We start from the raw sequence: 26,458 nt of genomic DNA, 5'->3' as shown, positions 1-26,458 counted from the left end.
CATGGTATCGTATGCCGCGCGCAAGCGCAAAAACAGCATCACCATGGGCCTCTGCACGGCGGCTGCGCTGTTCGGCATCATGTGGTTGCTGCTCATCCTGGTCGTGCTGGTCTGGGAAGGTTTCTCCGGCCTGTCGCTGGCCGTGTTCACGGAAATCACGCCGAGCATGGGCTCCGTCGGGGGCGGCCTGCTCAACGCCATCATCGGCTCGATCATGATGACGGTGGTCGCCGTGCTCGTCGGCGCGCCGCTTGGCGTCCTCGCCGGAACCTACATGGCGGAATACGGCCGCTATAATAAGCTCACGAATGTCGTGCGCTTCATCAACGATATCCTGCTCTCGGCGCCGTCGATCGTCATCGGCCTGTTCATCTACGAAGTGCTGGTCGCGCCCTTCGGCGGCTTCTCGGGTTGGGCGGGCGCCGCAGCGCTGGCGGTGATCGTCATTCCCGTCGTCGTGCGCACGACGGAAGACATGCTGCTGCTGGTGCCCGGCCAGCTGCGCGAGGCGGCCACGGCCCTCGGCCTGCCGCGCTCGATCGTGATCAAGCAGGTTGCCTACAAGGCGGCGATCACGGGCATCGTCACCGGCGTGCTGCTGGCGGTGGCGCGCGTGAGCGGCGAGACGGCGCCGCTGCTGTTCACGGCGCTGAGCAACAACTTCCTGAGCCTGGACATGGGCCAGCCAATCGCGAGCTTGCCGGTCGTGATCTACAACTTCACCAAGACGCCTGACGAGAACATGCAGCAGCTTGCATGGACGGGCGCCCTGCTTATCACCTTCACGGTTCTTGCGATGAGCATTTCGGCTCGCGCTCTTTCGACGAGGAAGAAGAAATGACCACCCAGAGCGCCACGCAACCGGTGCCCCCGGCAATCCCCGCCGGCCCGCTCACCGAAAAGGTTTCGGTCCGCAATCTCAAGTTCTACTACGGCAACTCGCTGGCGCTGAAGGGCATCAACCTGCCGCTGTACGACCGGATCGTCACCGCGTTCATCGGCCCGTCGGGCTGCGGCAAGTCCACGCTGCTGCGCGTGCTGAACCGCATGTACGATCTCTACCCCGGCCAGCGGGCCGAGGGTGAGGTGCTTGTCGACGGTCAGAACGTGCTCAACCCCGGCCAGGACCTCAACGCCCTGCGCGCCAAGGTCGGCATGGTGTTCCAGAAGCCGACGCCGTTCCCGATGTCGATCTACGACAACATCGCTTTCGGCGTGCGCCTCTACGAGAGCCTGAACAAGGCGGAGATGGATGAGCGGGTCGAGTCCTCGCTGCGCCGCGCCGCTATCTGGGACGAGGTCAAGGACAAGCTGGGCGCCTCCGGCCAAAGCCTCTCGGGCGGCCAGCAGCAGCGTCTGTGTATCGCGCGTACCGTCGCCGTGAAGCCTGAGGTCATCCTGTTCGACGAACCCTGTTCGGCGCTCGACCCGATCTCGACCTCGAAGGTCGAGGAGCTGATCGACGAGCTGAAGGAAGACTACACGATCGCCATCGTGACGCATAACATGCAGCAGGCGGCGCGCGTGTCGCAGTTCACGGCGTTCATGTATCTCGGCGAACTGGTGGAATTCGCGGAAACGACGAAGATCTTCACCGCGCCGCAGGACAAGCGCACGCAGGACTATATCACGGGCCGCTTCGGCTGATGCGCAGACAGATACGGGCGGCGCGTCGCGCTGCCCGTGCTGCCTCCAAACAGGGATACTGGTGATGGCCGAACATATTGTAACTTCATTCGACGCCGATCTCGAACTCCTGCGCAGCAGGATCGCCGAGATGGGGGGCATTGCCGAGAAGCAGCTTGACGACTCCACCCGCGCGCTCGTGCGTCGTGACGTCGCTCTTGCTCAGCAGGTCATCGATGCGGACTCGCGTCTCGACAGTCTGCAGCGCGAGATCGAGGAACTCGCGGTCGCGACGATCGCCCGTCGTCAGCCGGTCGCGGTTGACCTGCGCGACATCATCTCCGCCATCCGCGTGGCGGGCGATGTGGAGCGTATCGGCGATCTGGCGAAGAACACGGCGAAGCGCGTGCTGGCAATCAGCTCCGAACTGCAGCCCGCCAAGATCGTCGGCGGCGTGCAGCACATGAGCGATCTGGTGCAGGAGCAGCTCAAGGACGTGCTCGACGCCTACGCCCAGCGCGATGAGAAGAAGGCGCTCGAAGTGTGGAACCGCGACGACCGCATCGACGCGCTCTACAACTCCGTCTTCCGCGAACTGCTCACCTACATGATGGAAGACACGCGCAACATCACGTTCTGCACGCACCTGCTGTTCCTCGCCAAGAACATCGAGCGTATCGGCGATCACACCACCAACATCGCCGAGACGATCTACTTCCTGACGACCGGCGAAACGCTGGCGGGCGAGCGTCCGAAGGGCGACACCACGAGCTTCGCCACCACGCCTGCGGTGTGATGGACGTGCAATGCCGGGGTGCCTGCGCGGCGCTTCTGCCCGGCGGTGTCACTAGAGCAGTTTGCATTCAAGTCAATCCATAGAATCGAATGCAAGTTGCGATAAAATGTAAAATTTAGAGCGCACGCCCTGATTTCATCAGAGCGTGCGCTCTAGGCCGGATTTGTTGGGGGCAGCGCTGATGAAGGGCTTCCTCCGGCATGAAGGAATGGATCGGGCGTACAGGAAAATCTGGACGTCTCAAGCGATGCGCTGATCGTTCCGGCACGTCGGGAACGCTTTCGGACTGCGGTCCGAAGGTTCTTGCTGTCGTGCGCGGCGTCATCCCATGCCAGCGGCCACGTCCGGGAGGCGCCATGCCGGCGCTACCGGTCTCTTCGACGGGTCTCATGCGGGTCTTGTTCAAGCGCCGCACGAACCCGACCACTTCTCGACGAGTCGCGCTCTTCGGGAAACGGCGTTACCGGACAGGGTGCATTGCGCGTCGGCGCCCGTTCGCACGGCTTTGCCCACCAAGGCAGTGTAGCCCGAGCGCGTGAAGTTTCGATGTCTCGCACTTGCTGCGGGCGATACCACGAGGACCTCATGGTAGGACCACGCATTCTCATCGTGGAGGACGAGGAGCCGCTCGCGCTGCTTCTTCGCTACAACCTCGAAGCCGAGGGCTATTCCGTCGACAGCGTGGGACGCGGTGACGAGGCGGAAATTAGGCTGAGGGAGCAGGTTCCCGATCTCGTCCTGCTCGACTGGATGTTGCCCGGCCTCTCCGGCATCGAGCTGTGCCGGCGCGTGCGCGCGCGCGGCGACACCGAGCGCCTGCCGATCATCATGCTCACGGCGCGCGGCGACGAGGGCGAGCGGGTGCGGGGCCTCGCCACCGGCGCGGATGATTACGTCGTCAAGCCCTTCTCGGTGCCGGAACTGCTGGCGCGCGTGCGCGCGCTGCTGCGCAGGACCAAGCCCGGGCACGTGGCGACGCTGCTGCTGGCCGGCGATATCGAACTTGACCGCGAGACGCGGCGCGTGCGCCGCAGCGGCCGCGAGCTGCATCTGGGGCCGACCGAGTTCAAACTGCTCGAATTCCTGATGCAGAGCCCGGGCCGTGTCTTCACCCGCGAGCAGTTGCTCGACGGCGTCTGGGGGCACGATGTCTATATCGACGAGCGGACCGTGGATGTGCATGTCGGGCGTCTGCGCAAGGCCATCAACCGCGCCCGCAGTCCGGATCCGATCCGCACCGTGCGTGGCGCAGGATATGCGTTTGACGAAACCTTTGCGCGCAGCGAATAGCTGACATGCACAAATCGGGTAACCCGCTTATCCCTGCGTGCATATGCCGCAGGCGCCGCGTGTCATTGACAGTTCTCCAGCAAAAAGGCCGCCGGGAAGACCGGCGGCCTTGTCATATCGAATGCATCCATGCGGAATGCCGCGCCGCCGCTCAGGCCCGTTTGCGGTCCCGGCGGCGGTCGAGCACCGGCTGGTAGGCGATGCTGGCGTGGTGCGTGCAGTAGGGCATGCCCGTCACCGCACGCGCGCCGCAGAAGCGGAAATTCGGGGAGGTCGGATCGCCGACCGGCCAGCGGCACATGTATTCGCGCAGATCCATGATCGTGACACGCTCGGACATCGGCACGACAACGTTCTCCCGCACTACGGGCACGATGTCCGTCGCGAGGGTTGCCGCCGGCATGTCATCGGGTTCTGCGGCGAGCGCCGCCGTCGCGAGGGCGGCGTTGCCGAAGGTCGATGCCAACGGCTGCGGGACCGGCGCGGGCGCGGCGACCGAAGGGGCCTGGCGGGGGGCGGAAACGACAGGCGCAGCCGGGGCCGGCGCCTTCCGCGGCTGACGGGGCGTCTGGGCGGCAGGGGCCTTCGCACGGCCCGACAGACCCAGACGATGAACCTTGCCGATCACCGCATTGCGACTGACGCCGCCGATCTCCGTTGCGATCTGGCTGGCGCTCAGGCCATCGCTCCAGAGTTTGCGCAACTGCTCGACACGTTCGTCAGTCCAGGTATTGCCGGGATCGCTCATTACTCATGCTCCATCATGCCGCGTCTCGCGCGGAATCCTTCAAGTCGCCGGCAAGTGACCTGTTGCCGGGCGCAACGTTCGCCTCATGGGAAACGCTGGAAGGAACAGCCGGACGATATTTCGTGGCTCTCAAGCGGGAAACTACTATATGCCGTGACTCTCCGGCAAGAGTCGTGCTTGCACAAGCATGCATTTTCCCACAGGAGAGATTGTAAACGAACTCTTGATGCCATGAAAAATGCTGTGAATGCCGGCAATTTCAAGGCCGTGTGACAAAATTCTTCACGCCGGCGGCTGCGGCTTCATGTCCTGCTGCCTCCGGGCCGGCTCCGGCAGCCGGCAACACGGGCGCCAATCGGCTTCAGTTTGTGCTTGAATGTCTTTCGCACTGACAATAAGTTAAACAGGTTGCCGCCCCGTGGGGCGGCTTTTTCCGTTTCCCGTGGCGGAGCCATGCCCTGTTTGCATGGAACCCGGTCCCGGGATTTCGTGTGACGGCGGATGCTGCACATGGCCGGGCGTAGGTCGCGGCCGGCGCTGCCGCTGTCTTTCGTGCGCAGGCCGTGATCGCCTGCCTGCCCCTGGAGTATCTGCTGTGACGTCGCCACTTCTGCCGACCTATGCGCGGGCTGATGTAATCTTCGAGAAAGGTGAAGGTGTCTGGCTTGTGGCGCGCGACGGGCAGCGATATCTCGACCTCGGCTCGGGCATCGGCGTCAACGCGCTTGGCTACAGCCATCCCGCGCTGCTGGCGGCGCTCGCCGAGCAGGGCGGCAAGCTGTGGCACATCTCGAACCTGTTCCAGAACCCGCAGGCGGAGCGCCTTGCCGGGCGGCTCGTCGACGCGAGCTTCGCCGATACTGTGTTCTTCACCAACTCGGGGGCGGAGGCGCTCGAATGCGCCATCAAGACGGCGCGCAAGTATCACTCGGCCGACGGCCATCCGGAGCGCTACCGCATCATCACCTTCGAAGGCGCGTTCCACGGCCGCACGCTGGCGACTATCGCCGCCGGCGGCCAGCAGAAGTATCTTGAAGGTTTCGGGCCGAAGGTCGACGGCTTCGACCAGGTGCCCTTCGGCGACTGGCAGGCGCTCGCGGCGGCGATCGGCCCGCAGACCGGCGGCATCCTGATCGAGCCCGTGCAGGGCGAGGGCGGCATCCGCCCGGTTCCGCCGGCCGATTTGCGCCGCCTGCGCCAGATCGCCGACGACAACGGCCTGCTGCTGATCTTCGACGAGGTGCAATGCGGCGTCGGGCGCACGGGCAAGCTGTTCGCCCATGAATGGTCCGGGATCGCGCCCGACATCATGGCCATCGCCAAGGGCATCGGCGGCGGTTTCCCGCTGGGGGCGAGCCTGGCGACGCGCGAGGCTTCCAAGGGCATGACGCTCGGCACCCACGGCACGACCTTCGGCGGCAATCCCCTCGCCACGGCGGTGGGTAACGCGGTACTCGACGTGATCCTCGCGCCGGGCTTTCTGGAAAGCGTGCAGGAAAAGGCCGGGTTATTCCGCCAGCGCCTCGCGGAGCTGAAGGACCGCTATCCGGATGTGATCGCCGACGTACGGGGCGAGGGGCTGATGCTCGGCCTCAAGCTGAAGGTGCCGAACACGGACTTCGTCAGGAAGGCACTGGCGCACCGGCTGGTGGTGATCGCGGCCGGCGACAACGTGGTGCGCCTGCTGCCGCCGCTGATCATCAGCGAGGCCGAAATTGCCGAGGCAGTGGCCGGCCTCGGCGCCGTAGCGGAGACGTTCGTGACGCACGCAGACGCAGAAAACGCAGACGAAAGACATGCAGGATGACCAAGGGTAACGGAGCGACGAAAAACCGGAAGGTGAGGCACTTTCTCGATCTGAGCGATTTCTCGGGTGACGAGGTGCGGGCAGTGCTCGACCTCGGCGCGGCGATCAAGGCGCGGCGCGTCCGGGGTAGCCGGCAGGCGAGCCGACCGCTCGACGGCAAGGTGCTGGCGATGATCTTCGACAAGCCCTCCACCCGCACGCGCGTCTCCTTCGATGTCGGCATCCGCGAACTCGGCGGCGAGCCCATCATGTTGACGGGCGCGGAAATGCAGCTCGGGCGCGGCGAGTCCATTCCGGATACGGCGCGCGTGCTGTCGCGCTTCGTCGACGCGATCATGATCCGCATTCTCGACCACGCGGCCATGCTGGAACTCGCGGAATACGCGACCGTGCCGGTGATCAACGGCCTTACCAAGCTGTCGCACCCCTGCCAGATCATGGCCGACCTGATGACCTTCGAGGAGCATCGCGGGCCGATCGGCGGTCGCACGGTCGCCTGGACGGGCGACGCCAACAATGTGCTGACGTCCTGGATTCACGCGGCCGTGAAGCTCGATTTCCGGATCGCGGTGGCGACGCCGCCCGATCTCGCACCGCGCGCGGACCTCGTCAAATGGGCGCGGGCCCAGGGGGGCGAGGTGGTCATCACGGACGATCCGTTCGAGGCGGTGAAGGGGGCGGATGCCGTCATCACGGATTGCTGGGTATCGATGGGCGACGACGATGAGCGCTATCGCCATAACCTGCTGCGGCCCTATCAGGTCAACGAGAAGCTGATGGCCGCCGCCAACAAGGACGCTGTCTTCATGCACTGCCTGCCTGCCCATCGCGGCGAGGAAGTGACGGATGCCGTGATGGATGGGCCGCAGTCGGTGGTGTTCGACGAGGCGGAGAACCGTCTGCATGCGCAGAAGGGCGTGCTGGCCTGGTGTCTGGGTGTCGACCTCGCGGACGGGGAGGCGGTGCCTTCCGGAGACGGGCGGCGATGAGCGCGGCGAGCAAGCAGACGGGCGCGCAGGGCGGCGTGCCCGCCGGTGCGCGCGAGGGGGCCGATGACAGCGTGCTGCCCTTCGCCGCGGAGGGGCTCGATGTGCGTGGGCGGACGGTCCGGCTTGGCCCGTCCATCGATCTCATCCTGTCGCGGCATGGCTATCCGCCGGTGGTGTCGCGCGTGCTGGGCGAAGCGGCGGCGTTGACCGTGCTGCTCGGCTCGGCGCTGAAGTTCCAGGGGCGGTTCCAGCTCCAGACGCGCTCGGACGGGCCGGTCAGCATGGTCGTGGTCGATTTCGACACGCCAGACCGGCTGCGCGCCTGCGCGACTTTCGATGCGGACAAGGTTGCGGCGGCGGAGGCAGCGGGCGAGACCGGCACCGGCGCGCTGCTGGGCCACGGCCATCTGGCGCTGACAATCGACCAGGGCGCCGAGATGTCGCGCTATCAGGGCATCGTGGCGATCGAGGGTGGCGGCTTCGAGGATGCGGCTCACACCTACTTCCGCCAGTCCGAGCAGATCCCCACGCGCGTGCGGCTGGCGGTCGGCGAGGAGATTTCGGGAGCGGGCGAGGGGCGCCATACGGCGTATCGCGCCGGCGGCCTGATGGTGCAATTCCTGCCGCAGGGAGGCGAGGGTGCCGCCGCTCAGTCCGCCGGCGAGGATGGCGACGAGGTCGATGACCGCTGGCGGGAGGCGCACCTGCTGGTCGATACGGTGGAGGATCACGAACTGATCGACTCCACGGTGTCGAGCGAGCGGCTGTTGTACCGGCTGTTCCACGAACGCGGCGTGCGGGTGTTCGAGGCGCAGGGTGTGCGGGAAGCGTGCCGCTGCGACCGGAGCCGCATTCTGGCGACGCTGACGCGCTTCGACGAGGACGACAGGCGCGCCATGGTGGGGGACGACGGGCGCATCGGCGTCACCTGCGAGTTCTGCTCGCGTCATTATGATATCGATCCGGCCGAGATCGGCCTCGAAAGCGGTTCGCAGGAAGGAAGCACACCATGAGCGACGACGTCATCGTCAAGGACAGCAACGGCACGCAGCTTTCGGACGGCGATTCCGTGACTCTGATCAAGGATCTCAAGGTCAAGGGAACCTCGGAGACGCTGAAGCGCGGCACGCTGGTGAAGAACATCCACCTCACCGGCAGTCCTGGCGAGATCGAGGCCAACACCAAGCAGGTGAAAGGGCTCGTGCTGAAGACGGAATTCGTCAAGAAGGCCTGATGTGCCGAGGCATCTCGGCCCGCGGTCTCTGTGCCGGCGTGGAATGTCCGATTCAGCCTTCCGGGATCAGCAGGGCAATTGCTGTGCCGTGTGTCCGTCAGCGTCCGGCGACGGCAGGTGCGGATTGATGAAGCGCTCGCCGCGCACGAGTTCCGCTCCATTGCTCACGGCGACGCCGTATTCGAGATTTTCGGCGATGCGCCGTGCGCGTTCGAGAAAATGTTCGGCGGCGGCCGGCGGGCATACCTCGCGCGCCACGCTCTCGAACAACCGCAGCCAGTGGTCGAAATGGCGGGCGTCAACGGGCAGGTTCATGTGCTTCGGCATCGGCCGGCCGTGATAGCGCCCGCTCATCAGCGCGACCGACGACCAGAACAGGCGCATCTGTGCCAAATGGATGTCCCAGTCAGCCACATGGGTGTTGAAGACCGGGCCCAGGACGGCATCTTCCCGCACGCGCGCATAAAACGCATCGACAAGACGCGCGATCATCGCGTCGTCGATTCCCGTCGCGGCCATGATTTCCGCCACGATCTGCGCCCTGCGCTCTGCCACATCCTCCATACAACGCTTCCCTTTGAATGCGCCCCTGCCACTTGCATGGCTAACGATATACGCGAACGGCGGCGCGGCAAAGGTGTGGTGGTGTCGCAGCCCTTGTCGCGGCCTTCCGCCAGCATGGCGCAAGACGATCCGGCGGGGCGCATCAGCCAGAATTGTTGACTTATGCTTCCGTTATGATAAAAAATAAAATACGCCATAAATCAAGGAGTTTATGAGCGGATTATGACTTTCTGGAAAGAGAGGTTAAATTTCGGGAAATTATTGAATTGAACTTAATTCTGTTATTGTTTGCTTGTTTTTTGTTTTGATTTACTGGTTTTTAGGGGTCTATTTCAGATGAGCCGTTTTCTCTCTACCGTTGTCTGAAGGGGCAGGTCGATCGTAAGGTCAGGGGCGGTGCGATGAGTGAGGTGCGGGTGGCGGTTTCTCTGGATGCAGAAGCGCTTCTTTCGGGTTTTGGCGCCTATGTCGGGTTGCCGGATCTGACATTCGGGGAGCGTGGCTTTGTCGGGCTGCTGTTCGACGACCATGCGCTCAATATCTTCTATGACGGCGCGCGCGATGCGTTCATGCTCTACGGTCCCGTCGGGCAAGTGCCGCCGTCTGTTGACGACGGGTTCTTTCGGCGTCTCGCGGTGAGCGCGCATTCCTCCGCGTTCGGCGGCGAGGGCGCGCTGACCTTTGACGAGGTGCACGGGCAGGTCATCTGGTCGGATCGCATCCCTCTGTCGGGCCTGACGCAGGAGCGGTTTCAGGAAGCGCTGAAGGCTGCCGTCGACCGGATCGAATGGTTGAAAAGGTCGCCGTTCGATGTTCTGTTGCGCGGCGAGGGAACATCGGGGTCGCCGGTGAGCGACTTTTCGAAATCCGAGGGTGCCATGCGCATCTGAATAGATCGTTTGACTACAATGGTCTTCTGCTATAGATAAGGAATATATGGAGATTTTATCTTTTCGTAGCGGAAGATGTGCCATTGCGGATTTCAACGGCGGCTGTATTTTTCGCTCATGTAATTGTTTTTTCGGATTTCGCGGATGGGTAAATATGGTGCAATCCGTCGTTTTTGCTGCATGTTTTGATTTTTGCTTTCTGTATGCAAGGCAAACGCGGAAGTAAGAGGTGGGTATTTCATGTGAGTTGGTTTTATGATGTTTTAATAATTAAAAATTTGTCATTAGGGCTCTTTGCCAGTCAAGGGCGTTATTATCCGGTATTGGAAAAGTGGAGATATTGCCAGATGTCGAGCATTGATATGGGCATAACACGGACGCTTATTTCTGTTTCTTCTCCCGCTGCTACTGAAACGCGGGGCACGGCATCCGGGCAAGTGGGGCGCGCTTTCGGCCGCAGCGTGAGGGTCAATGACGCTGCCCAGTTTCCGCCGCAGGCGCAGTCGGGTATCAGTCTCTCATCCGCATCCCGCATGGCTCCGGACAAGGCTGTCTGAAGGACTCGCGGTTATCGGCTATCTGGCGTCCGGTGACGCACGCTGTTCCCGGGGACGTTGAACCGATAAGTGAATGCCGCTTTCGGGAAAGGGTTTTGTACAATCAAACGGATGGCGCAGCCGCGAAACTTCGTTTCCTGCTCGCCGCTCCGATCCGTTTGTTCAAGCCATCTGGTTTCAGGCTGCCGCACCGGCGGGGTATGCGTTCTCTCTCGCGCGTTGTTACACGGCCGGCGCGTTGTCGTATCCGGCGGCCTTGACGGCCCGCGACACGGCCTGCGGGTCGACTGTCGTCTCGATGGCGACCGTCTTGGCCGCGAGGTCGGCCGTCACTTTCGCCTGCGGGTCGATACTCTTCACCGCTTTTTCGATCGTCGCGGCGCAGCCCTCGCAGTTCATTTTCGGCACTTTCAACGTCGGCATCCTCAATCTCCTTCATTCGAATCGCCATAGACAACATCCACCTTCCCATGATGGCAAGGTCAACATGGATTCGAGCAGGAGCCGCGCTTGACCTTGCCATCATGGGAAGGTCTATTGAAGCGAACGATGTTTCCGTCGTTCGAGGTGCGTTATCATGTCCCAGTCCGTATCCCGCCCCGCCGGCTCCGATGCCCGCTCCGCGCTCGCGCGTCGCGAACCGCTTCAACTGGCGATCGAAGGGATGAGCTGCGCGTCGTGCGTGTCGCGGGTGGAGAATGCGATCAGGTCGGCGCCGGGCGTTGCCGGTGCGAGTGCCAGCTTGGCGACGGAGCGGGCCACCGTCGCGTTTTCCGGCGCGCCCGACGTGCCGGCCATCATCGGCGCGGTGCAGGCGGCGGGCTATGACGTGCGGCGCGAGACGCTGGAGTTCTCCATCGCCGGCATGAGTTGCGCGTCGTGCGTGCTGCGCGTTGAGAGCGCTATCAGGGACGTGCCGGGCGTGATCGCGGCTTCCGTGAATCTTGCCACCGAACGCGCCAGCGTTACCGTTGCCGTGGGTGCCGTCGCGCCCGGCGCCATCGAGGCGGCGATCCGCCGCGCCGGCTACGAGGCCCATATCCACGCCGCCGAGGACAGCACCGACCGCGAACGTGCGGCGCGCGCCGCCGAGATCGCGGCGCTCGGGCGCGATGTGGCTCTCGCCGCCGCGCTCACCCTGCCGGTGTTCGTGGCGGAGATGGGCGGCCATCTCGTTCCGGCTTTCCACCACTGGATCGCAGGCATGCTCGGGCCGTGGAACTGGTACGGCCAGTTCGTCCTGACGACGCTGGTGCTGTTCGGCCCAGGCCGGCGCTTTTTCGTCAAGGGCGTCCCGGCGCTGCTGCGCGGCGCGCCCGATATGAACGCGCTCGTTGCCGTGGGCACGGCTTCGGCGTGGGCATTTTCGGTTGTCGCGACTTTCCTGCCCGGCCTGCTGCCGACAGGCACCGTTCATGTCTATTATGAAGCAGCGGCAGTGATCGTCACGCTGATCCTGATCGGCCGCTATCTGGAGGCGCGCGCCAGGGGCCGCACCAGCGAGGCTATCCGCCGGCTCGTCGGCCTGCAGCCGAAGACGGCGCACGTGCTGCGCGGCGGGGCTGCCGTGGAGGTCGCCATCGGCGACGTCGTGCCCGGCGATGTCGTCGTGGTGCGGCCCGGCGAGCGGGTCGCGGTCGACGGCGAGGTGGTCGAGGGGGCGTCCTTTGTCGATGAATCGATGATTACCGGTGAGCCGGTGCCGGTCGAGAAGGGCGTCGGCGCCGCCGTGGTGGGGGGCACTGTCAACCGCACCGGCAGCTTCTCTTTCCGCGCGACGCGGGTGGGGGCGGAGACCGTCCTCGCCCAGATCATCCGCCTTGTGGAGACGGCGCAGGGCGCCAAGCTGCCGGTGCAGGCGCTGGTGGACCGGATCACCGCCTGGTTCGTGCCGGCTGTGTTTGTGGCGGCGGCGCTCACCTTCGCGGTGTGGCTCATCTTCGGCCCCGCGCCATCGCTCACCTTCGCGCTGGTCAACGCGGTGGCCGTGCTGATTATCGCCTGCCCCTGCGCCATGGGGCTCGCAACGCCGACCTCCATCATGGTCGGCACGGGAAGGGCGGCGGAGCTGGGCGTGCTGTTCCGCAAGGGGGAGGCCCTGCAGCGGCTGCGCGAGGCGTCGGTGATCGCCGTCGACAAGACCGGCACGCTCACGGCCGGCCAGCCGGAACTTACCGATTTCGCGGTGCGGGATGGTTTCGCCGAAGACACGGTACTGGCGCTCGTCGCCGCTGTCGAGGCCCGCTCCGAACATCCCATCGCGCAGGCGATCGTCGCGGCGGCGGCGGCGCGCGGGCTGGCGGCGGTGACGCTGGACACTTTCGAGGCCGTCCCGGGCTATGGCGTCACAGGCACGGCGGGCGGCGCGCGGGTGGATGTCGGCGCGGACCGTTTCATGCAGAAACTCGGCATCGATCCCACTCCCTTCGCCGACGAGGCGGTCCGGCTCGGCGGGGAAGGCAAGACGCCGCTCTACGCCGCCGTCGACGGGCGTCTCGCCGCCGTCGTCGCGGTCGCCGATCCGCTCAGGCCGACGACGCTGCCCGCCATCCGGGCGTTGCACGACATGGGGCTGAAGGTCGCCATGGTCACCGGCGACAACCGCCGCACAGCCGAGGCCATCGCCAGGCGCCTCGGCATCGACACCGTGGAGGCGGAGGTGTTGCCGGAGGGCAAGGTCGATGTCGTCCGCCGCCTGTCCGCGCAGGGTGCGCGGCTCGCCTTCGTGGGCGACGGCATCAATGATGCGCCGGCGCTGGCGGCGGCGGACGTCGGCATCGCCGTGGGGACGGGCACGGACGTCGCCATCGAAAGCGCGGACGTTGTGCTGATGTCGGGCGATCTGCGCGGCGTGGTCAACGCCATCGCGCTGTCACGGGCGACGATGCGCAACATCGGCCAGAACCTGTTCTGGGCCTTTGCCTACAATGCCGCGCTTATTCCAGTGGCGGCGGGCGCGCTCTATCCGGTCAACGGCACGCTGTTGTCGCCGATGCTGGCGGCAGGGGCGATGGCGCTGTCCAGCGTGTTCGTGCTCACCAACGCGCTGCGTCTGCGCCGCTTCCGGGGGCCGATGGAGATGGCGGCATGAACATCGGCGAGGCGGCGCGGGCGTCCGGCGTATCGGCCAAGATGATCCGCTACTACGAGTCCATCGGCCTGATCGGCAGCGCCGTGCGCACGCAGGCGGGCTATCGCGTGTATGAGGAGGCGGACGTCCACACGTTGCGCTTCGTCCGTCGCGCGCGCGACCTCGGCTTCTCCGTGCCGCAGATCGAGACGCTGCTCGCCCTGTGGCGGGATCGCTCGCGCGCCAGCGCGGACGTCAAGCAGGTGGCGCTCGCCCACATCGCCGAACTGGAGGCGCGCATGCGGCAACTGAAGCAGATGGCCGATACCCTGCGTCATCTGGCCGACAATTGCTGTGGCGACGGCCGCCCGCATTGCCCGATCATCGAGGAATTGTCGGAGGGCGCGGAGGCCGCGTCCAGCCGGTCCCCACATGCCTCCGCGCGCCGGTGAGGCGCTGCCGCGCGTCGCGCCGCAACGGTTTCACGGCGCCCCGGCATGTGTCCGCGCGCACGTTCCTGGCCGGTAGCGCGCTTGACTCATGCTTGCGCTGCAATAATAACCAACCGGTTGGAAATTAATGTGGACATGAATGGCCCGGCACAGGACAATCACGCGCGACCAGGTGCTCGACGCCGCGCGGGCCGTTGTCCTGCGCGACGGAGCGGGCCGGTTGACGCTTGAGGCGGTGGCGCGGCAGGCGGGCATCAGCAAGGCCAGCGTGCTCTACGATTTCAAGACGAAGCAGCAGCTTGTCGGCGCGCTGATCACCCGCGGCGTCGACAACCATTGCCGCAAGATCGAGGACCTGCGGGAGCGGCTGGGCTCCGCGTCGTCCGACTCGTGCATCCGCGCCCGGATCGAGGCAGTGCGGAACCTGTCGGAGGAGGACCGCGCCGTGGCGACGGGCCTGTGTGCCGCGATGGCGCAGGATATCACGCTGCGCAAGCCCGTGCAGGCGCTTTACGCCTCCATCGTCGCGAGCCTGTGCGAGACGTCGGCGAGCCCGCGCGGTGCGCTGCTCGCCTTTCTGGCGACCGAGGGGCTGGCGCAGCTCGAACTGTTCGGCTTCCAGCCGTGGCAGGGCGAGGAGTGGGACCGGTTGCTGGCCGACATCGGCTGGCTGTCAACGCAGGTGCCGGGAGGTGCGGCGCTGCACCATTCACCCGAATCATCGCCAAAAGGTGTCCCCGGCGACAAGGATGACGGCTAGTCGCGTCCCGCGTTTTGTGGCACTACGGCGCGTCAGGCCGCCGGCTCGATCGTTTTTCGGCTTTGCGACATTCAGGATTAACGGCAGGAATAGTGAATGCAGATTTCATCCTCTCTACGTGCCCTTTTTGTCGGGATGTCCCTGCTGGCGACCCTGGGGGTTGCCGCCTGCTCTGACGAAAGCAACGGGCAGTCGGCCGGTGGCCGGCCGGCGATGCCGCCCTCGCAGGTCAGCGTGGTGACGGTGCAGGCCGAGGCCATTCCGATTACCAACGAACTGCCGGGCCGGATCACGCCGACCCGCATCGCCGAGGTGCGCCCGCGCGTCTCCGGCATCGTCATCGAGCGCGTGTTCACGCAAGGCAGCAACGTGAAGGAAGGGGATGTACTCTACCGCATCGATCCGCAGCCCTTCCGCCTGCAGGTGGAGAGCGCGAAGGCGACGATGGCACGCGCCGAGGCGTCCCAGTTGCAGGCCCGCCAGCAGGCGGACCGTGCCAAGGAACTGCAGGCGCGCAACGTCGCGAGCCAGCAGACGCTGGACAACAGCGTCGCCGCGCTGGCGCAGTCGAACGCGGATGTTGCCGCCGCCAAGGCCGCGCTTTCCACGGCCGAACTCAATCTGCAGTACGCGAACGTGACGGCGCCGATCAGCGGCCGCATCGGCCGCGCGCTGATCACGGAAGGGGCGCTCGTCGGCACGGGTGTGGGTGATGTGCTGGCCACCATTCAGCAGCTCGACCCGATCTATGCGGATTTCACGCAGTCCGTGAACGAGCTGCTGGATCTGCGCCGGGCCGCGCAGGCGGGCAGAATCGTCGGCGCGAACGAAACCGAGGCGCCCGTGCGGCTGCTCTACGACGACGGCACGCCCTACCGGCACATCGGCCGGCTGCTGTTCTCGGAGGCGACCGTCGACGCCACCACGGGCCAGGTGACGATGCGCGGCCAGTTCCCCAATCCGGACGGCGAACTGCTGCCGGGCATGTACGTGCGCATCCAGATCGAGCAGGGCGTGGAGCAGGATGCCATCGCCGTGCCGCAGCAGGCTCTGCAACGCGACACGGGCGGCCAGGCGCTGGTCTACGTGGTCGGCGCGAACAACGTCGTCGAGGTGCGCCCCGTCCGCGCCGGGCGCATCGTCGGCGAGCGCTGGGTGATCTCGGAAGGCCTGAAGCCGGGAGAAAAGGTCGTCGTCGAGGGCTTCCAGAAAATCCGTCCCGGCGCACCGGTCGCGCCGCAGGACTGGAAGCCGGGCGGTGCAACCGCAGCGGCGGCGGGCGCCCCTGCGGCCGCGAAGAGCGGCGAGTAAGGAGCGTCCCCATGCCGAGTTTCTTTATCGATCGCCCGGTCTTCGCCTGGGTCGTGGCGATCTTCCTCATCCTCGCCGGCGCCATCAGCATCCCGCTGCTGCCGGTGGCCCAGTATCCCAACGTCGCGCCGCCGCAAATCTCGGTGACGACGGCGTATCCGGGCGCTTCCCCGAACGAGATCTACCAGAGCGTCACGCGGCTGATCGAGGAAGAGCTGAACGGCGTCCGGGGGCTTCTCTATTTCGAGTCGACCTCGGACAGTAACGGCAGCGTCGAGATCACGGCGACGTTCGCGCCGGGCACGGACGTGAACTTCGCCTCTACCGAGGTGCAGAACAGGGTGCGCCGCGTGGAGCCGCGACTGCCGCAGGCCGTCTCGCAGCAGGGCATCAACGTGGAAGAGGCGGGCGCCGGCTTCCTGCTGGTGATCACGCTGACCTCCACCGACGGCACGACGGACGCCATCGGATTGGGCGACTTCCTCACCCGCAATGTGCTGAGCGAGATCCGCCGCGTGCCGGGCGTCGGCAAGGCGCAGCTCTTCGCCGCCGAGCGGGCAATGCGCATCTGGATCGATCCCGAGAAGATGATCGGGCTCAAGCTCACGACGGGCGACATCACCACCGCCATCCAGGCGCAGAACGCGCAGGTGGCGGCGGGCCGCATCGGCGCGCAGCCCAATCCCATCGACCAGACGATCTCCGCTACAGTGCTGGTGAGCGGGCAGCTCACCTCGCCGGACGAGTTCGGCGCCATCGTGCTGCGCGCCAATCCGGATGGTTCCTCCGTGCGCCTGCGCGACGTGGCGCGCGTCGAGGTGGGCGGCGAGGACTACAACGTGACCTCGCGCCTGAACGGCAAGCCGAGCGCCGCCATCGGCGTGCAGCTCACGTCGACCGCGAACGCGCTCGCCACGTCCGAGGCGATCCACGCGCGCATGACGGAGCTGGCGCAGTTCTTTCCCGCCAATCTCAAGTGGGACATTCCCTACGATACGGCGCCCTTCGTCGCTGTCTCCATCGAGAAGGTGTTCCACACGCTGCTTGAAGCGGTGGCGCTCGTATTCGTGGTGATGTTCCTGTTCCTGCAGAACTTCCGCTACACCGTCATTCCGATCATCGTCGTGCCGATCGCGCTGCTCGGCACCTGTGCGGTCATGCTGGTGACGGGCTTCTCCATCAACGTGCTGACCATGTTCGCCATGGTGCTCGCGATCGGCATCCTTGTCGACGACGCCATCGTCGTGGTGGAGAATGTCGAGCGCATCATGTCCGAGGAGGGGCTGCCGCCGCGCGAGGCGACTCGCAAGGCCATGCGGCAGATCACCGGCGCCATCATCGGCATCACGCTGGTACTGACGGCGGTGTTCGTGCCGATGGCCTTCTTCCCCGGCGCGGTCGGCGTCATCTACCGTCAGTTCAGCCTGACGATGGTGGTGTCGATCCTGTTCTCGGCGCTGCTGGCGCTGTCGCTGACGCCGGCGCTGTGCGCGAGCTTCCTGAAGCAGGTGCCGAAGGGACACCATGACGAGAAGCGGGGCTTCTTCGGCTGGTTCAACCGCACCTTCGACCGCATCACCCATGGCTATTCGGGGATCGTCGGCTTCCTGGTGCGCCGTGTCCTGCGGGTCATGATCGTCTACATGATCCTGATCGCCGGCCTCGGCTATCTGTTTCTCAAGCTGCCGTCGGCGTTCCTTCCCAACGAGGACCAGGGCTACATCATCGTCAGCATGCAGGGGCCGCCGGAGGCGACGAGCAACCGCATGCGCGAGGTTATCCAGACCGTCGAGAGCATCTTCGCCAAGGAGGAGGCTGTCGAGAATCTCGTTATGATCAACGGCTTCAGCTTCGACGGCGCCGGTCAGAATGCCGCGCTCGCCTTCGCGACGCTGAAGGACTGGTCGGAGCGCGGGCCGGGCAATTCGGCGGCGGAGATCGCGATGCGGGCGAACATGCAGATGTTCGGCCTGCGCGATGCGGTCGCGTTCGCTCTTTCCCCGCCGCCTATCCAGGGCCTCGGCACGACCAGCGGCTTCTCGTTCCGCCTGCAGGATCGCGGCGGCCTGGGGCAGGAAGCGCTCGCCGCCGCGCGCGACCAGATTATGGCCGCTGCCGCACAGAGCCCGGTTGTCACCGGCCTGCGCGTCGAAGGCCTGCCGGACGCGGCACAGCTCAGCGTCACCATCGACCGCGAGAAGGCGAACACGTTCGGCGTGACCTTTGCGGAGATCAACCACGCCATTTCGACCAGCCTCGGCTCCTCCTACATCAATGACTTCCCCAATGTGGGCCGCATGCAGCGCGTGACGGTGCAGGCGGACCAGAACAGGCGCAAGCAGCTTTCGGACCTGATGAACATCAACGTCCGCAACGTCAACGGCGGCATGGTGCCCCTGTCTTCCTTCGTTTCGGCAGAGTGGAGGAAGGGGCCGGCGATGGTGGTCGGCTATAACGGCTATCCCGCCATCCGCATCTCGGGCGAGGCGGCGCCGGGCTTCTCGTCGGGCGATGCCATCGCCGAGATGCAGCGGCTCGCCGGACAGTTGCCGGACGGTTTCGGCTACGAGTGGACGGGACAGTCGCTGCAGGAAATCCAGTCCGGCTCGCAGGTGCCATTCCTGCTGGCGCTGAGCTGCCTTGTGGTGTTCCTGTTCCTCGCGGCGCTCTACGAGAGCTGGTCGATCCCGTTCGCGGTGATGATGGTGGTGCCGCTCGGCGTCATCGGTTCGGTGACGGCGGTGCTGCTGCGCGATATGCCCAACGACGTTTACTTCAAGGTAGGCCTGATCGCCATCATCGGCCTCTCGGCGAAGAACGCCATCCTGATCGTGGAGTTCGCCAAGGACCTCTACGCGGAGGGCAAGTCGCTGGTCGACTCGACACTGGAGGCGGCGCATCTGCGCTTCCGCCCGATCATCATGACCTCGGTGGCGTTCACGCTCGGCGTGCTGCCGCTGGCCATCGCCTCGGGCGCCAGCGCCGGCAGCCAGCAGGCGATCGGCACCGGCGTGATGGGCGGCATGATCTCCGCGACGGTGCTGGCCATTTTCTTCGTGCCGGTATTCTTCGTCGGCGTCATGCGCCTGTTCGGCGGCAGCAAACCGGGGCCGGTGTCCGCGGGCGATGACGGGCAAAGCCAGCCAGCGCCTACCCACGCCGAGTGACTCCACACCGAGCGACGCGCGACGGATGACATGATTGCAAGAGCCCGGAAGCCCCCGCTTCCGGGCTCTTTGTCGTGAAGCCCGCTTTTGGCCTTGTGAGGCGATTTTCGCGGGTTTTATAATTCGTTACGGGGAATCAGAACGGGAGAATACGGATGTCGGAAACGGCTGGAACGCCGGCACAGAAGGCCGAGGTGACATACGACGATTTCGCCAGGCTTGATATTCGCGTCGGGCGCATTGTCGAGGTGCAGCCGTTTCCGCGTGCCCGCAACCCCTCCTACAAGGTTGCGGTCGATCTCGGCGATCTCGGCATCCGCTGGTCGAGCGCACAGATAACCAGCTACGCCAGCGATGCACTCATCGGGACGCAGGTTGTCTGCATCGCCAATTTCCCGCCGCGCAACATCGCCGGCTTCCAGTCGCAGGTGTTGATTCTCGGCGCGCAGGACGCGGCCGGCAACGTCATCCTGCTGAGCCCCCGCTCGGAAGTCGCGCTGGGACAGGTGGTCTTTTGAGGCGGCCACCCGCCCGGACCGGCTCCGGGCGCTTCATTTCGGCGGCTTCACGTGTACCAGCAGCGCGTCATGGCGCCAGAACTCCAGATCGCAGTCGATGGTGCGGCCGGACTGATCGTAATTGATGCGCGCGATGTGCAGGGCAGGGCTTCCCTCGGAGGCGTGAAGCCGTTCCGCCATGTCCCCTGTCAGGGTGCGGGAGCTGATGTATGACTGCGACCCGCCGAGGTGCACATCGTATCTGGACATGTATATTTCCGTCAGCGACTGCGTGAGATCCTCGTCGAGAATGCCGTTGAAGATGTCGTTCCGCAGGTAATGCTCGACATAGAGGACGGGGCGGCTGTCGAGAAACCTGACCCTGCGTATGAGGATGAGCGGCGCGCCCGCGTCGAGGCCGATGAGCGTGGCGACGGAGGCGGGCGCCGGCTGCAGCGCGCCTTCGATGAGTTCCGTGCGCGGCCCGCGCCCCTGGCTGCGGGCCATCTCGTCGAAATAACTCCTGCTCAGCGGATTGTAGACGATTCGCTCCGGCGAGATGAACCAGCCACGCCGGGTCTCGCGATAGATGATGCCCTCCGCCTCCAGCCGCGTCAGTGCCTCCCGCAGTGTGATGCGGGTCGTATGCAGGCTGTCCGCCAGCTGCCGCTCCGACGGAAGGCGCACCTCGCCCGACGCCTTCATCGTGTCGATGTACCGCAGCAGTCTGCCCCTCATGGAATTATCGTCCACGTAACCCCCTTCCGGCCGTCGGACCGCGTTTTCGGCCCGCGGCGTCCATCGACGTCCCCGCTCAAGCTTGTCTGTCGCCCATAGTCCCGAGGTGCCCGATGCCGGTCAAGGTGTCTCTCGGCCCGGCCCCCGGCGGCCGGATGCGAACGAATACAGAAGACGCAGAACCGAAGACAAATGGTCATGCCGATGTCACGCAATTTCGATAGGTATGCGCAATCTGGTATAGACCAGCCGGCGCTGACGCCCGGCCGTTCTGACGTACTCTCGATGGAGTGAGGAAATGGCGAGCAACAAGGTACCGGATCTGCTGATCCGCGAAAACGAGGTCAAGCAACTCAATCTGTCCACTTATTTCGGCACGGGCGCAACCGGCTTCACCGTCACCAACGAAAAGGGCGAGGCTGTCGCGGCGCGCGTCGAGAACGGGCTTCTGGTGCTCGACGCGCAGGAGCTGGGTTATTCCGATCTGGTGATCTCGGGCAAGGACGCCGGCGGCGCCACCATCACCGAAAACGTGCGCGTGCGCGTCGCGGGCGAGAACGCCTACACGATCGCCGTGCTGCCCGACACGCAGGACTACACGAACGCCGGCCGCGTCAGCACCTTCAAGGGCATGACGCAGTGGCTGGTCGACAACAAGGAAAGCCTGAACATCCAGTTCGTCACCCACGTCGGCGACATCACCACCGAGAACGGCACGGACCACTGGACCTACGCCAAGCAGGCGCTCAGCATCCTTGACGGCAAGATTCCCTACGGCCTGACGCTCGGCAACCATGACGGCGTTTCGGGCAGCTACTACAGCAGCCGCATCAACGACTACTTCTCCATCGATCAGCTCAAGGCGGCGAACGGCGAGCACTTCGGCGGTGTCTACGACCAGCAGCCGACGCTCTCCAACAACTCCTACTCCACTTTCACCGCGCCTGACGGCACGAAGTGGCTCGTCCTCAACCTGGAGTTCGGTGCCCGCGAGGACGTGGTGCGCTGGGCCGGCGAGGTCATCGAAGGCCATCTCGACCACCGCGTCATCCTCACCACCCACTCCTACATGAACTGGGCCGGGCGTCACGACGCCACCGGCGCGCCGCTCTATGACGAAGGCACCGGCTACGATTACGGGCTGGGTAACTCGGCGGAACGCGCGACCGACGGCGAGATGATGTATCGTGAACTCGTCCAGAAGTATTCGAACGTCACGTTCACCTTCTCCGGTCATATCTTCGGTGACGGCGCCGAGACGCTGGTCAGCTACGACCAGTTCGGCAATCCCGTCTACCAGATGATGGTGAACTACCAGAACGGCGTTTCCTCCGAGATCACCGGCAACGCCGGCGGGGGCTCGGGCAGCGCGGGTGGCAACGGCGCCATCCGCCTCGTCACCATCGACCCCGAGAACGATGCGTTCTACACGTCGACCTACTTCTCCCTGCTCGACGACTACAGCGCCGACAACCGCACCAAGGAAGAACTGGACCGCAACGGCCTGACCGGCCCCTATCGCGGACAGGAAGAAACCTACACCGGTATCGATCTCGGCACGCCGAACACCGTCGCCATCGCGAAGGCCGGCAACGACAAGTTCGTCAGCGCCGCGAACGGCGCCGACAAGGCCGAGGTGACGCTCGACGGCGACTGGACGCTGAACCCCTCCAACGACCAGCACCTCACCTACGTGTGGACGGACCGGCAGGGCAATGTCGTCGCCACCGAGGCGACGCCGACGCTGTCGCTGGGCGCTGGCCAGCACCGCCTGACGCTGACCGTGACCGATGGCGATGGCCGCGCTTCCGCGGATGAGGTGCTCGTCGTCGTCAGCACCGACGACACGCTGCTGGTGGACAACTTCAACGACGGCAACGCCAACGGCTGGGGACGTGAGGGGCCTGCCATCGCGGTCGCCACCGGCACCACCTCTTCCTTCAAGCTCCCTGCCCTGCCGGGCGGGAACACGCAGCCGCAGCCCCCGGCGGATACGGAGGACGCGCCCGTCACCTACATTCCGAAGGTCAGCGGCACGACGAACGGCATTCCGCTGAAGATCGAGAACGGCGGCACGGTCAAGTCCTACTCGCTCGTTTACGACATCCTCGTGCCCGCGGCGACGGCCGGCGGCTATACCGCGCTGCTGCAGACCTCCGCCGGCGGCAATGCCGACGCGGAACTGTTCATCAGGAAGTCCGGAACGGTCGGTGGCATCGGCACCAATGGGGACTATGAAGGCACCTTCAGCTACGATACGTGGCACCGTGTCGCCTTCACTTTCACCGATCAGGGCAGCAGCACGCTGATCAAGAAGTATATCGACGGCGTCTATGTCGGGGATACGGTGCAGTCCGGCGGCAACTACGCGCGCTATACGCTCGATCTCAACAACGGCTTCTATCTCTTCGCCGATAACGACGGCGAGACGTCGCCGCTCTATGCGTCGAGCGTCCTGTTCACCGACAAGGTCTTTACGGACGCGGAAATCGAGGCGCTGGGCGGCGTGACGGCTGGCGGCATCGTTGATACGCTGCCGGCAGGAAAGTCGGTCCAGCTCGACTTCTCGACGAACGCCATCGCGACGGCGTTCGGGCAGGGCTCCTCGGTCAAGAAGGCGTCCGAGTTCACCATCCCCGAGCTGCCCGCCGGGCAGGGGGAACCCGGTCCGGAGCTTCCCGGAACGGATGCGGCGGTCTCCTTCATCCCCAAGCTCTCGCAGGGCCAGGGCGTGCTGGTGAAGCCCGCGCAGGCGCTGCCGGAAGGCACGGTGGTGACGTCGTACTCCCTCGTCTATGACCTGCTCATTCCGTCGGGCGGCTCATGGTTCTCCTTCCTCCAGACCGACGTCACGAACGGAAGCGACGCGGAGCTGTTCCTGAAATTCGGCTCCGGCATCGGCATCAACGGCGACTACGAAGGCGGCTTCACGTTCAACGAATGGCATCGCGTTGCCTTTACCATCGAGAACGAGGGCAGCCAGACGCGCATCAAGAAGTACATCGACGGCAACTATGTCGGCGATACGGTGCAGTCCGGTGGCAACCACGGCCGCTACGCCATCGATCTCAGCAAGGGCCTGCTGCTCTTCGCCGACGAGAACGGCGAGACGGCCAACGCCTACGTGTCGAGCGTCCTGATGACGGACAAGATCTTCACGGCGGGCGAAATCGGCGCTCTGGGCGGCGCGAAGGCCGGCGGCATCGTCAGCGCGAAGCCTTCCGACTTCTCCATCCAGATCGACTTCAGCACGCCCGCCTGGAACGACGACTTCGGCAACGGCATCGCGACGGCCACCACCATCGGCTCGAACGCCGGCAACTTCCGCGTCAAGGGTAGCGTGGCTTCCCGTGCGGATGCGGCTGACGGCCAGGCCGCGCCCGAAGGCCGCCTCTTCGAGCAGTCCGACAGCGCCGACAACATCATCGTCTGGAACGACGCGGCCGCGAAGGGCTGGAAGAACTACGTCTTCGAGTCGACCCTGCAGACCACGGACAACGACGGCATCGGCGTCGTGTTCTACTACACGGACGCCAAGAATCATTACCGTGTCGTGTTCGACGCGGAAACGAACAGCCGCTCGCTCGTCAAGGTGAAGGACGGTGTCGAGACCGTGCTGGCCAGCGAACACGGCGGCACGCCGTGGACGCGGGATTTCCAGGTCAAGGTCGCCGTCACCGGCAATGAAATCCGCGTGTTCCTGGACGATCGGGACTTGTTCGGCGTCGTGAAGGACAGCGCCCCGTTCACCGGTGGCACCGTCGGCTTCTTCTCCGACAACCAGCGCAGCTCGCAGTTCGACAACGTCACCGTCAACGCGGTCACGCTCACGGCCCACGCCGGTGACGACGCCCGCGCCTTTGACGCAGACGGCAACGGCAAGGAATGGGTCTCGCTCTCCGCCAAGGGTGCCTACGGCCTCAGCGACATCGTCAGCTATCTGTGGACGAACGAGAAGGGCGAGATCCTCGCCGGCGGCGAGACGGCTGCCGTGGAGCTTGCCACCGGCCAGCACAAGCTCACGCTGACGGTGCAGGATCGCGCGGGCAACTCGTCGACGGACACCGTCAAGGTCGACGTCGTCGGTGGCGACAGGCTGCTGCTCGCCGAGGACTTCTCCACGCAGAACGCGACGACCGCGTGGACCATCGTCGACGAGGGCGAGTTCGGCGGCGTGGGCCTGGATGGCAAGTCCTCGCAGTGGGAGCTGCGCGACGGCGCACTCGTCCAGCTCAGCAACCTTTCCAGCCGGCAGCTCACCTGGAACGGCGCGAGCAACGGCGATCCGTGGAAGAAGGGCTGGAGCCCCCACGGCGACGGCGTCAACGTGCTGCGCAAGGGCACCTACGCGCTCTATAACGACGCGGACGCGAAGGAATGGAGCGATTACGCTGTCCAGGCCACCATCAAGTCACCGGATAACGGTGCGCTCGGCCTGCTCGTCTACTATCAGGACGCGAACAACTACTACAAGGTCGAGCTTGACGCCAACGGCGACTACGACCGCTCGCCCTCGAATGGCGCCGGCAGCCTGTTCCAGCTCATTCAGGTGAAGGACGGCGTCGAGAAGTACCTCAATCAGTTCCCGGCCAAGTATACGCCGAATGAGGCCTTCACCCTGCGCGTCGAAGTGCTCGACAACAAAATCCAGGCCTATCTCAACGGCGACGCGCTCTTCGCCTATGCCATCGAGGATCGCGCCCAGACCAAGGGCACCATCGGCCTGTTCTCTTGGGACAGCGCGGGTGTGAGCTTCGACGACATCCGCGTCGAGAAGCTGGAGGGCCAGGCGCCCGCCGACACGACGCCGCCGACGATTGCCGGCATCCGCGCGCTCACCGATGACGTGGGTGCGGACACGGTGGTGTTCGAGGTCACCTTCGACGAGGCTGTGAAGGACGTCGACGCGGCCGACTTCGCGCTCATCGCCACCGGCCTCAAGGACGGCTACGCCATCGACAAGGTCGAGGGCGAGGGCAGCACCTGGACCGTCACCGTCACCGGCGTCGTCGGCCGCGGTTCGCTCGCGCTCGCTCTTGCGCAGGACGTCGCCATCACCGACGCCGCCGGCAACGCCCTTGCCTGGTCGGACGTCTCGGCCGCGCATCAGGTCCTGTCGCCTTATGAGATCGTCAAGAACCAGTTCGGCGGCAACGACATCTACCTGTACGATGCCGACGCACTGGTTGCCGACCTCGGCACGAACGCCATCGACCGCGTGTTCTACGACGGCGAGAAGGCCACCGTCGTCCTGCCCGACAACATCGAGCAGGGCACCCTCCTCGACGCCGCGAAGGACAGCAGCCTCTTCGGCGGCGCGGGCGACAACACGCTCACCGGCAACGCCTTCGACAACGTCATCCGGGGCGGCGCCGGCCGTGACGTCATGACCGGCGGCAAGGGCGCCGACACCTTCCTGTTCGATGCCGCCGACCAGTCCGGCGCGCGCCAGATCGACCTCGTCACCGACTTCAACATCGGCGAAGGCGACAAGCTGGCGTTCGACGGCCTCGGCGTGCACCAGCAGGCGAGCGGCCGCGGCACCTCGCAGGCGTTCACCAACGGCGTGTTGACCAACACGATCTCGAACATGCTGAGTTCGCTGACCAACGACGTGGCGCTGGCGACGACTTACGTGGCGAGCGTGATGGGTCAGAACAGCGTGGCGGCGTTCCGCTTCGACGACAACTGGTATGTCGTGCAGACGGGCGACCGCACGGGCAACATCAACGGGCTGAGCAACGCGCTGACGATGCTGAACCCCACGGGCCTGCGCACGGTGAACAACATGGCGGAGGGCAATCTGTCGATCGAGAACGTGGTCGAACTCGACCTGGTGGGCACGACCGCGATCCGCGACCTCGGCCAGATCGTCGGCTACGACCTCGTGGGCTGACGGCAGACGCCTGATCCAGCGACAAGACATCGGCGGGGCACGCAAGTGCCCCGCCTTTTCTTTTCA

21 protein-coding genes are annotated in these 26,458 nt (G+C 65.1%); 17 read left to right on the top strand and 4 right to left on the bottom strand.

Annotated features, from left to right (window positions below; all coding sequences use genetic code 11):
- Position 1 precedes the first annotated feature (1 nt).
- The 4 genes from pstA to phoB all read left to right on the top strand — a co-directional run bounded on the left by pstA (position 2) and on the right by phoB (position 3,712).
- The gene (pstA, locus tag FHS82_RS09820) at positions 2 to 841 is read left to right on the top strand and encodes a phosphate ABC transporter permease PstA (protein WP_166951784.1); all 840 of its coding nucleotides are present in this window, start codon (positions 2 to 4) and stop codon (positions 839 to 841) included.
- Complete coding sequence (pstB, locus tag FHS82_RS09815; RefSeq protein WP_166951781.1) at positions 838 to 1,647, top strand: phosphate ABC transporter ATP-binding protein PstB; 810 nt, start codon at positions 838 to 840, stop codon at positions 1,645 to 1,647. The genes pstA and pstB overlap by 4 nt, the downstream gene beginning before the upstream one ends.
- A gap of 64 nt (positions 1,648 to 1,711) precedes the next feature.
- Entirely contained in the window at positions 1,712 to 2,422 is a 711-nt protein-coding gene (gene phoU, locus FHS82_RS09810; RefSeq protein WP_166951778.1) for a phosphate signaling complex protein PhoU, read from the top strand.
- A gap of 585 nt (positions 2,423 to 3,007) precedes the next feature.
- Positions 3,008 to 3,712 (top strand): phosphate regulon transcriptional regulator PhoB, encoded by a 705-nt coding sequence (phoB, locus tag FHS82_RS09805; protein ID WP_166951776.1) that lies wholly within the window; start codon positions 3,008 to 3,010, stop codon positions 3,710 to 3,712.
- A gap of 151 nt (positions 3,713 to 3,863) precedes the next feature.
- Here the strand turns inward: phoB and FHS82_RS09800 are convergent, their stop codons facing one another.
- Complete coding sequence (locus FHS82_RS09800) at positions 3,864 to 4,460, bottom strand: GcrA family cell cycle regulator (protein ID WP_166951773.1); 597 nt, start codon at positions 4,458 to 4,460, stop codon at positions 3,864 to 3,866.
- Between the two features lie 595 nt (positions 4,461 to 5,055).
- Between FHS82_RS09800 and FHS82_RS09795 the strand changes: the two genes are divergently transcribed.
- Genes FHS82_RS09795 through FHS82_RS09780 form a run of 4 tightly spaced genes read left to right on the top strand, consistent with a single transcriptional unit; the run spans position 5,056 to position 8,490 of the window.
- On the top strand, positions 5,056 to 6,267 hold the full coding sequence (locus FHS82_RS09795; RefSeq protein WP_166951770.1) for an acetylornithine transaminase: 1,212 nt from the start codon (positions 5,056 to 5,058) through the stop codon (positions 6,265 to 6,267).
- Positions 6,264 to 7,256 (top strand): ornithine carbamoyltransferase, encoded by a 993-nt coding sequence (gene argF, locus FHS82_RS09790; protein ID WP_166951767.1) that lies wholly within the window; start codon positions 6,264 to 6,266, stop codon positions 7,254 to 7,256. Before FHS82_RS09795 ends, argF begins: the two co-directional genes overlap by 4 nt.
- Positions 7,253 to 8,269 carry an Hsp33 family molecular chaperone gene (locus FHS82_RS09785; protein WP_166951764.1) on the top strand — a complete coding sequence of 339 codons (1,017 nt, stop codon included), beginning with the start codon at positions 7,253 to 7,255 and terminating at the stop codon, positions 8,267 to 8,269. The genes argF and FHS82_RS09785 overlap by 4 nt, the downstream gene beginning before the upstream one ends.
- Positions 8,266 to 8,490 (top strand): alkylphosphonate utilization protein, encoded by a 225-nt coding sequence (locus FHS82_RS09780; RefSeq protein ID WP_166951760.1) that lies wholly within the window; start codon positions 8,266 to 8,268, stop codon positions 8,488 to 8,490. Before FHS82_RS09785 ends, FHS82_RS09780 begins: the two co-directional genes overlap by 4 nt.
- Before the next feature lie 66 nt (positions 8,491 to 8,556).
- Here FHS82_RS09780 and FHS82_RS09775 read toward each other — a convergent pair whose 3' ends face one another.
- Positions 8,557 to 9,054 carry a group III truncated hemoglobin gene (locus FHS82_RS09775; RefSeq protein WP_166951757.1) on the bottom strand — a complete coding sequence of 166 codons (498 nt, stop codon included), beginning with the start codon at positions 9,052 to 9,054 and terminating at the stop codon, positions 8,557 to 8,559.
- Positions 9,055 to 9,455: 401 nt separating this feature from the next.
- Here FHS82_RS09775 and FHS82_RS09770 point away from each other — a divergent pair, with 401 nt between their 5' ends.
- Positions 9,456 to 9,944 carry a type III secretion system chaperone gene (locus tag FHS82_RS09770; RefSeq protein WP_166951754.1) on the top strand — a complete coding sequence of 163 codons (489 nt, stop codon included), beginning with the start codon at positions 9,456 to 9,458 and terminating at the stop codon, positions 9,942 to 9,944.
- Between the two features lie 242 nt (positions 9,945 to 10,186).
- Positions 10,187 to 10,501 (top strand): hypothetical protein, encoded by a 315-nt coding sequence (locus FHS82_RS09765; RefSeq protein WP_166951751.1) that lies wholly within the window; start codon positions 10,187 to 10,189, stop codon positions 10,499 to 10,501.
- A gap of 222 nt (positions 10,502 to 10,723) precedes the next feature.
- Here the strand turns inward: FHS82_RS09765 and FHS82_RS09760 are convergent, their stop codons facing one another.
- Positions 10,724 to 10,924, bottom strand: coding sequence for a heavy-metal-associated domain-containing protein (locus FHS82_RS09760; protein ID WP_166951748.1), 201 nt, complete (start codon positions 10,922 to 10,924; stop codon positions 10,724 to 10,726).
- 154 nt (positions 10,925 to 11,078) lie between these two features.
- Here FHS82_RS09760 and FHS82_RS09755 point away from each other — a divergent pair, with 154 nt between their 5' ends.
- From FHS82_RS09755 to FHS82_RS09730, 6 genes are all read left to right on the top strand, one after another.
- A complete protein-coding gene (locus tag FHS82_RS09755) occupies positions 11,079 to 13,592 on the top strand; it encodes a heavy metal translocating P-type ATPase (RefSeq protein WP_166951745.1) in 2,514 nt (837 codons plus the stop codon).
- Complete coding sequence (cueR, locus tag FHS82_RS09750; protein WP_166951742.1) at positions 13,589 to 14,023, top strand: Cu(I)-responsive transcriptional regulator; 435 nt, start codon at positions 13,589 to 13,591, stop codon at positions 14,021 to 14,023. The genes FHS82_RS09755 and cueR overlap by 4 nt, the downstream gene beginning before the upstream one ends.
- Before the next feature lie 139 nt (positions 14,024 to 14,162).
- Positions 14,163 to 14,783, top strand: a complete 621-nt coding sequence (locus FHS82_RS09745; protein ID WP_166951739.1) for a TetR/AcrR family transcriptional regulator — start codon at positions 14,163 to 14,165, stop codon at positions 14,781 to 14,783.
- 96 nt (positions 14,784 to 14,879) lie between these two features.
- Entirely contained in the window at positions 14,880 to 16,094 is a 1,215-nt protein-coding gene (locus tag FHS82_RS09740) for an efflux RND transporter periplasmic adaptor subunit (RefSeq protein ID WP_166951737.1), read from the top strand.
- 11 nt (positions 16,095 to 16,105) lie between these two features.
- The gene (locus tag FHS82_RS09735; RefSeq protein WP_166951734.1) at positions 16,106 to 19,261 is read left to right on the top strand and encodes an efflux RND transporter permease subunit; all 3,156 of its coding nucleotides are present in this window, start codon (positions 16,106 to 16,108) and stop codon (positions 19,259 to 19,261) included.
- Positions 19,262 to 19,416: 155 nt separating this feature from the next.
- On the top strand, positions 19,417 to 19,779 hold the full coding sequence (locus FHS82_RS09730) for a tRNA-binding protein (protein WP_166951731.1): 363 nt from the start codon (positions 19,417 to 19,419) through the stop codon (positions 19,777 to 19,779).
- Between the two features lie 33 nt (positions 19,780 to 19,812).
- On the opposite strand, the gene FHS82_RS09725 is transcribed toward FHS82_RS09730, so the two are convergent.
- Positions 19,813 to 20,496, bottom strand: coding sequence for a UTRA domain-containing protein (locus FHS82_RS09725; RefSeq protein WP_208394178.1), 684 nt, complete (start codon positions 20,494 to 20,496; stop codon positions 19,813 to 19,815).
- Positions 20,497 to 20,794: 298 nt separating this feature from the next.
- On the opposite strand from FHS82_RS09725, the gene FHS82_RS09720 reads away from it, so the two are divergent.
- On the top strand, positions 20,795 to 26,392 hold the full coding sequence (locus FHS82_RS09720) for a 3-keto-alpha-glucoside-1,2-lyase-like domain-containing protein (RefSeq protein WP_208394177.1): 5,598 nt from the start codon (positions 20,795 to 20,797) through the stop codon (positions 26,390 to 26,392).
- The last annotated feature ends 66 nt before the right edge of the window (positions 26,393 to 26,458 follow it).

The sequence above is a fragment of the Pseudochelatococcus lubricantis genome (assembly GCF_011762225.1).
GTDB classification, from domain to species: Bacteria; Pseudomonadota; Alphaproteobacteria; order Rhizobiales; family Beijerinckiaceae; genus Pseudochelatococcus; species Pseudochelatococcus lubricantis.
This window is presented reverse-complemented; position numbering and strand designations above follow the sequence as displayed.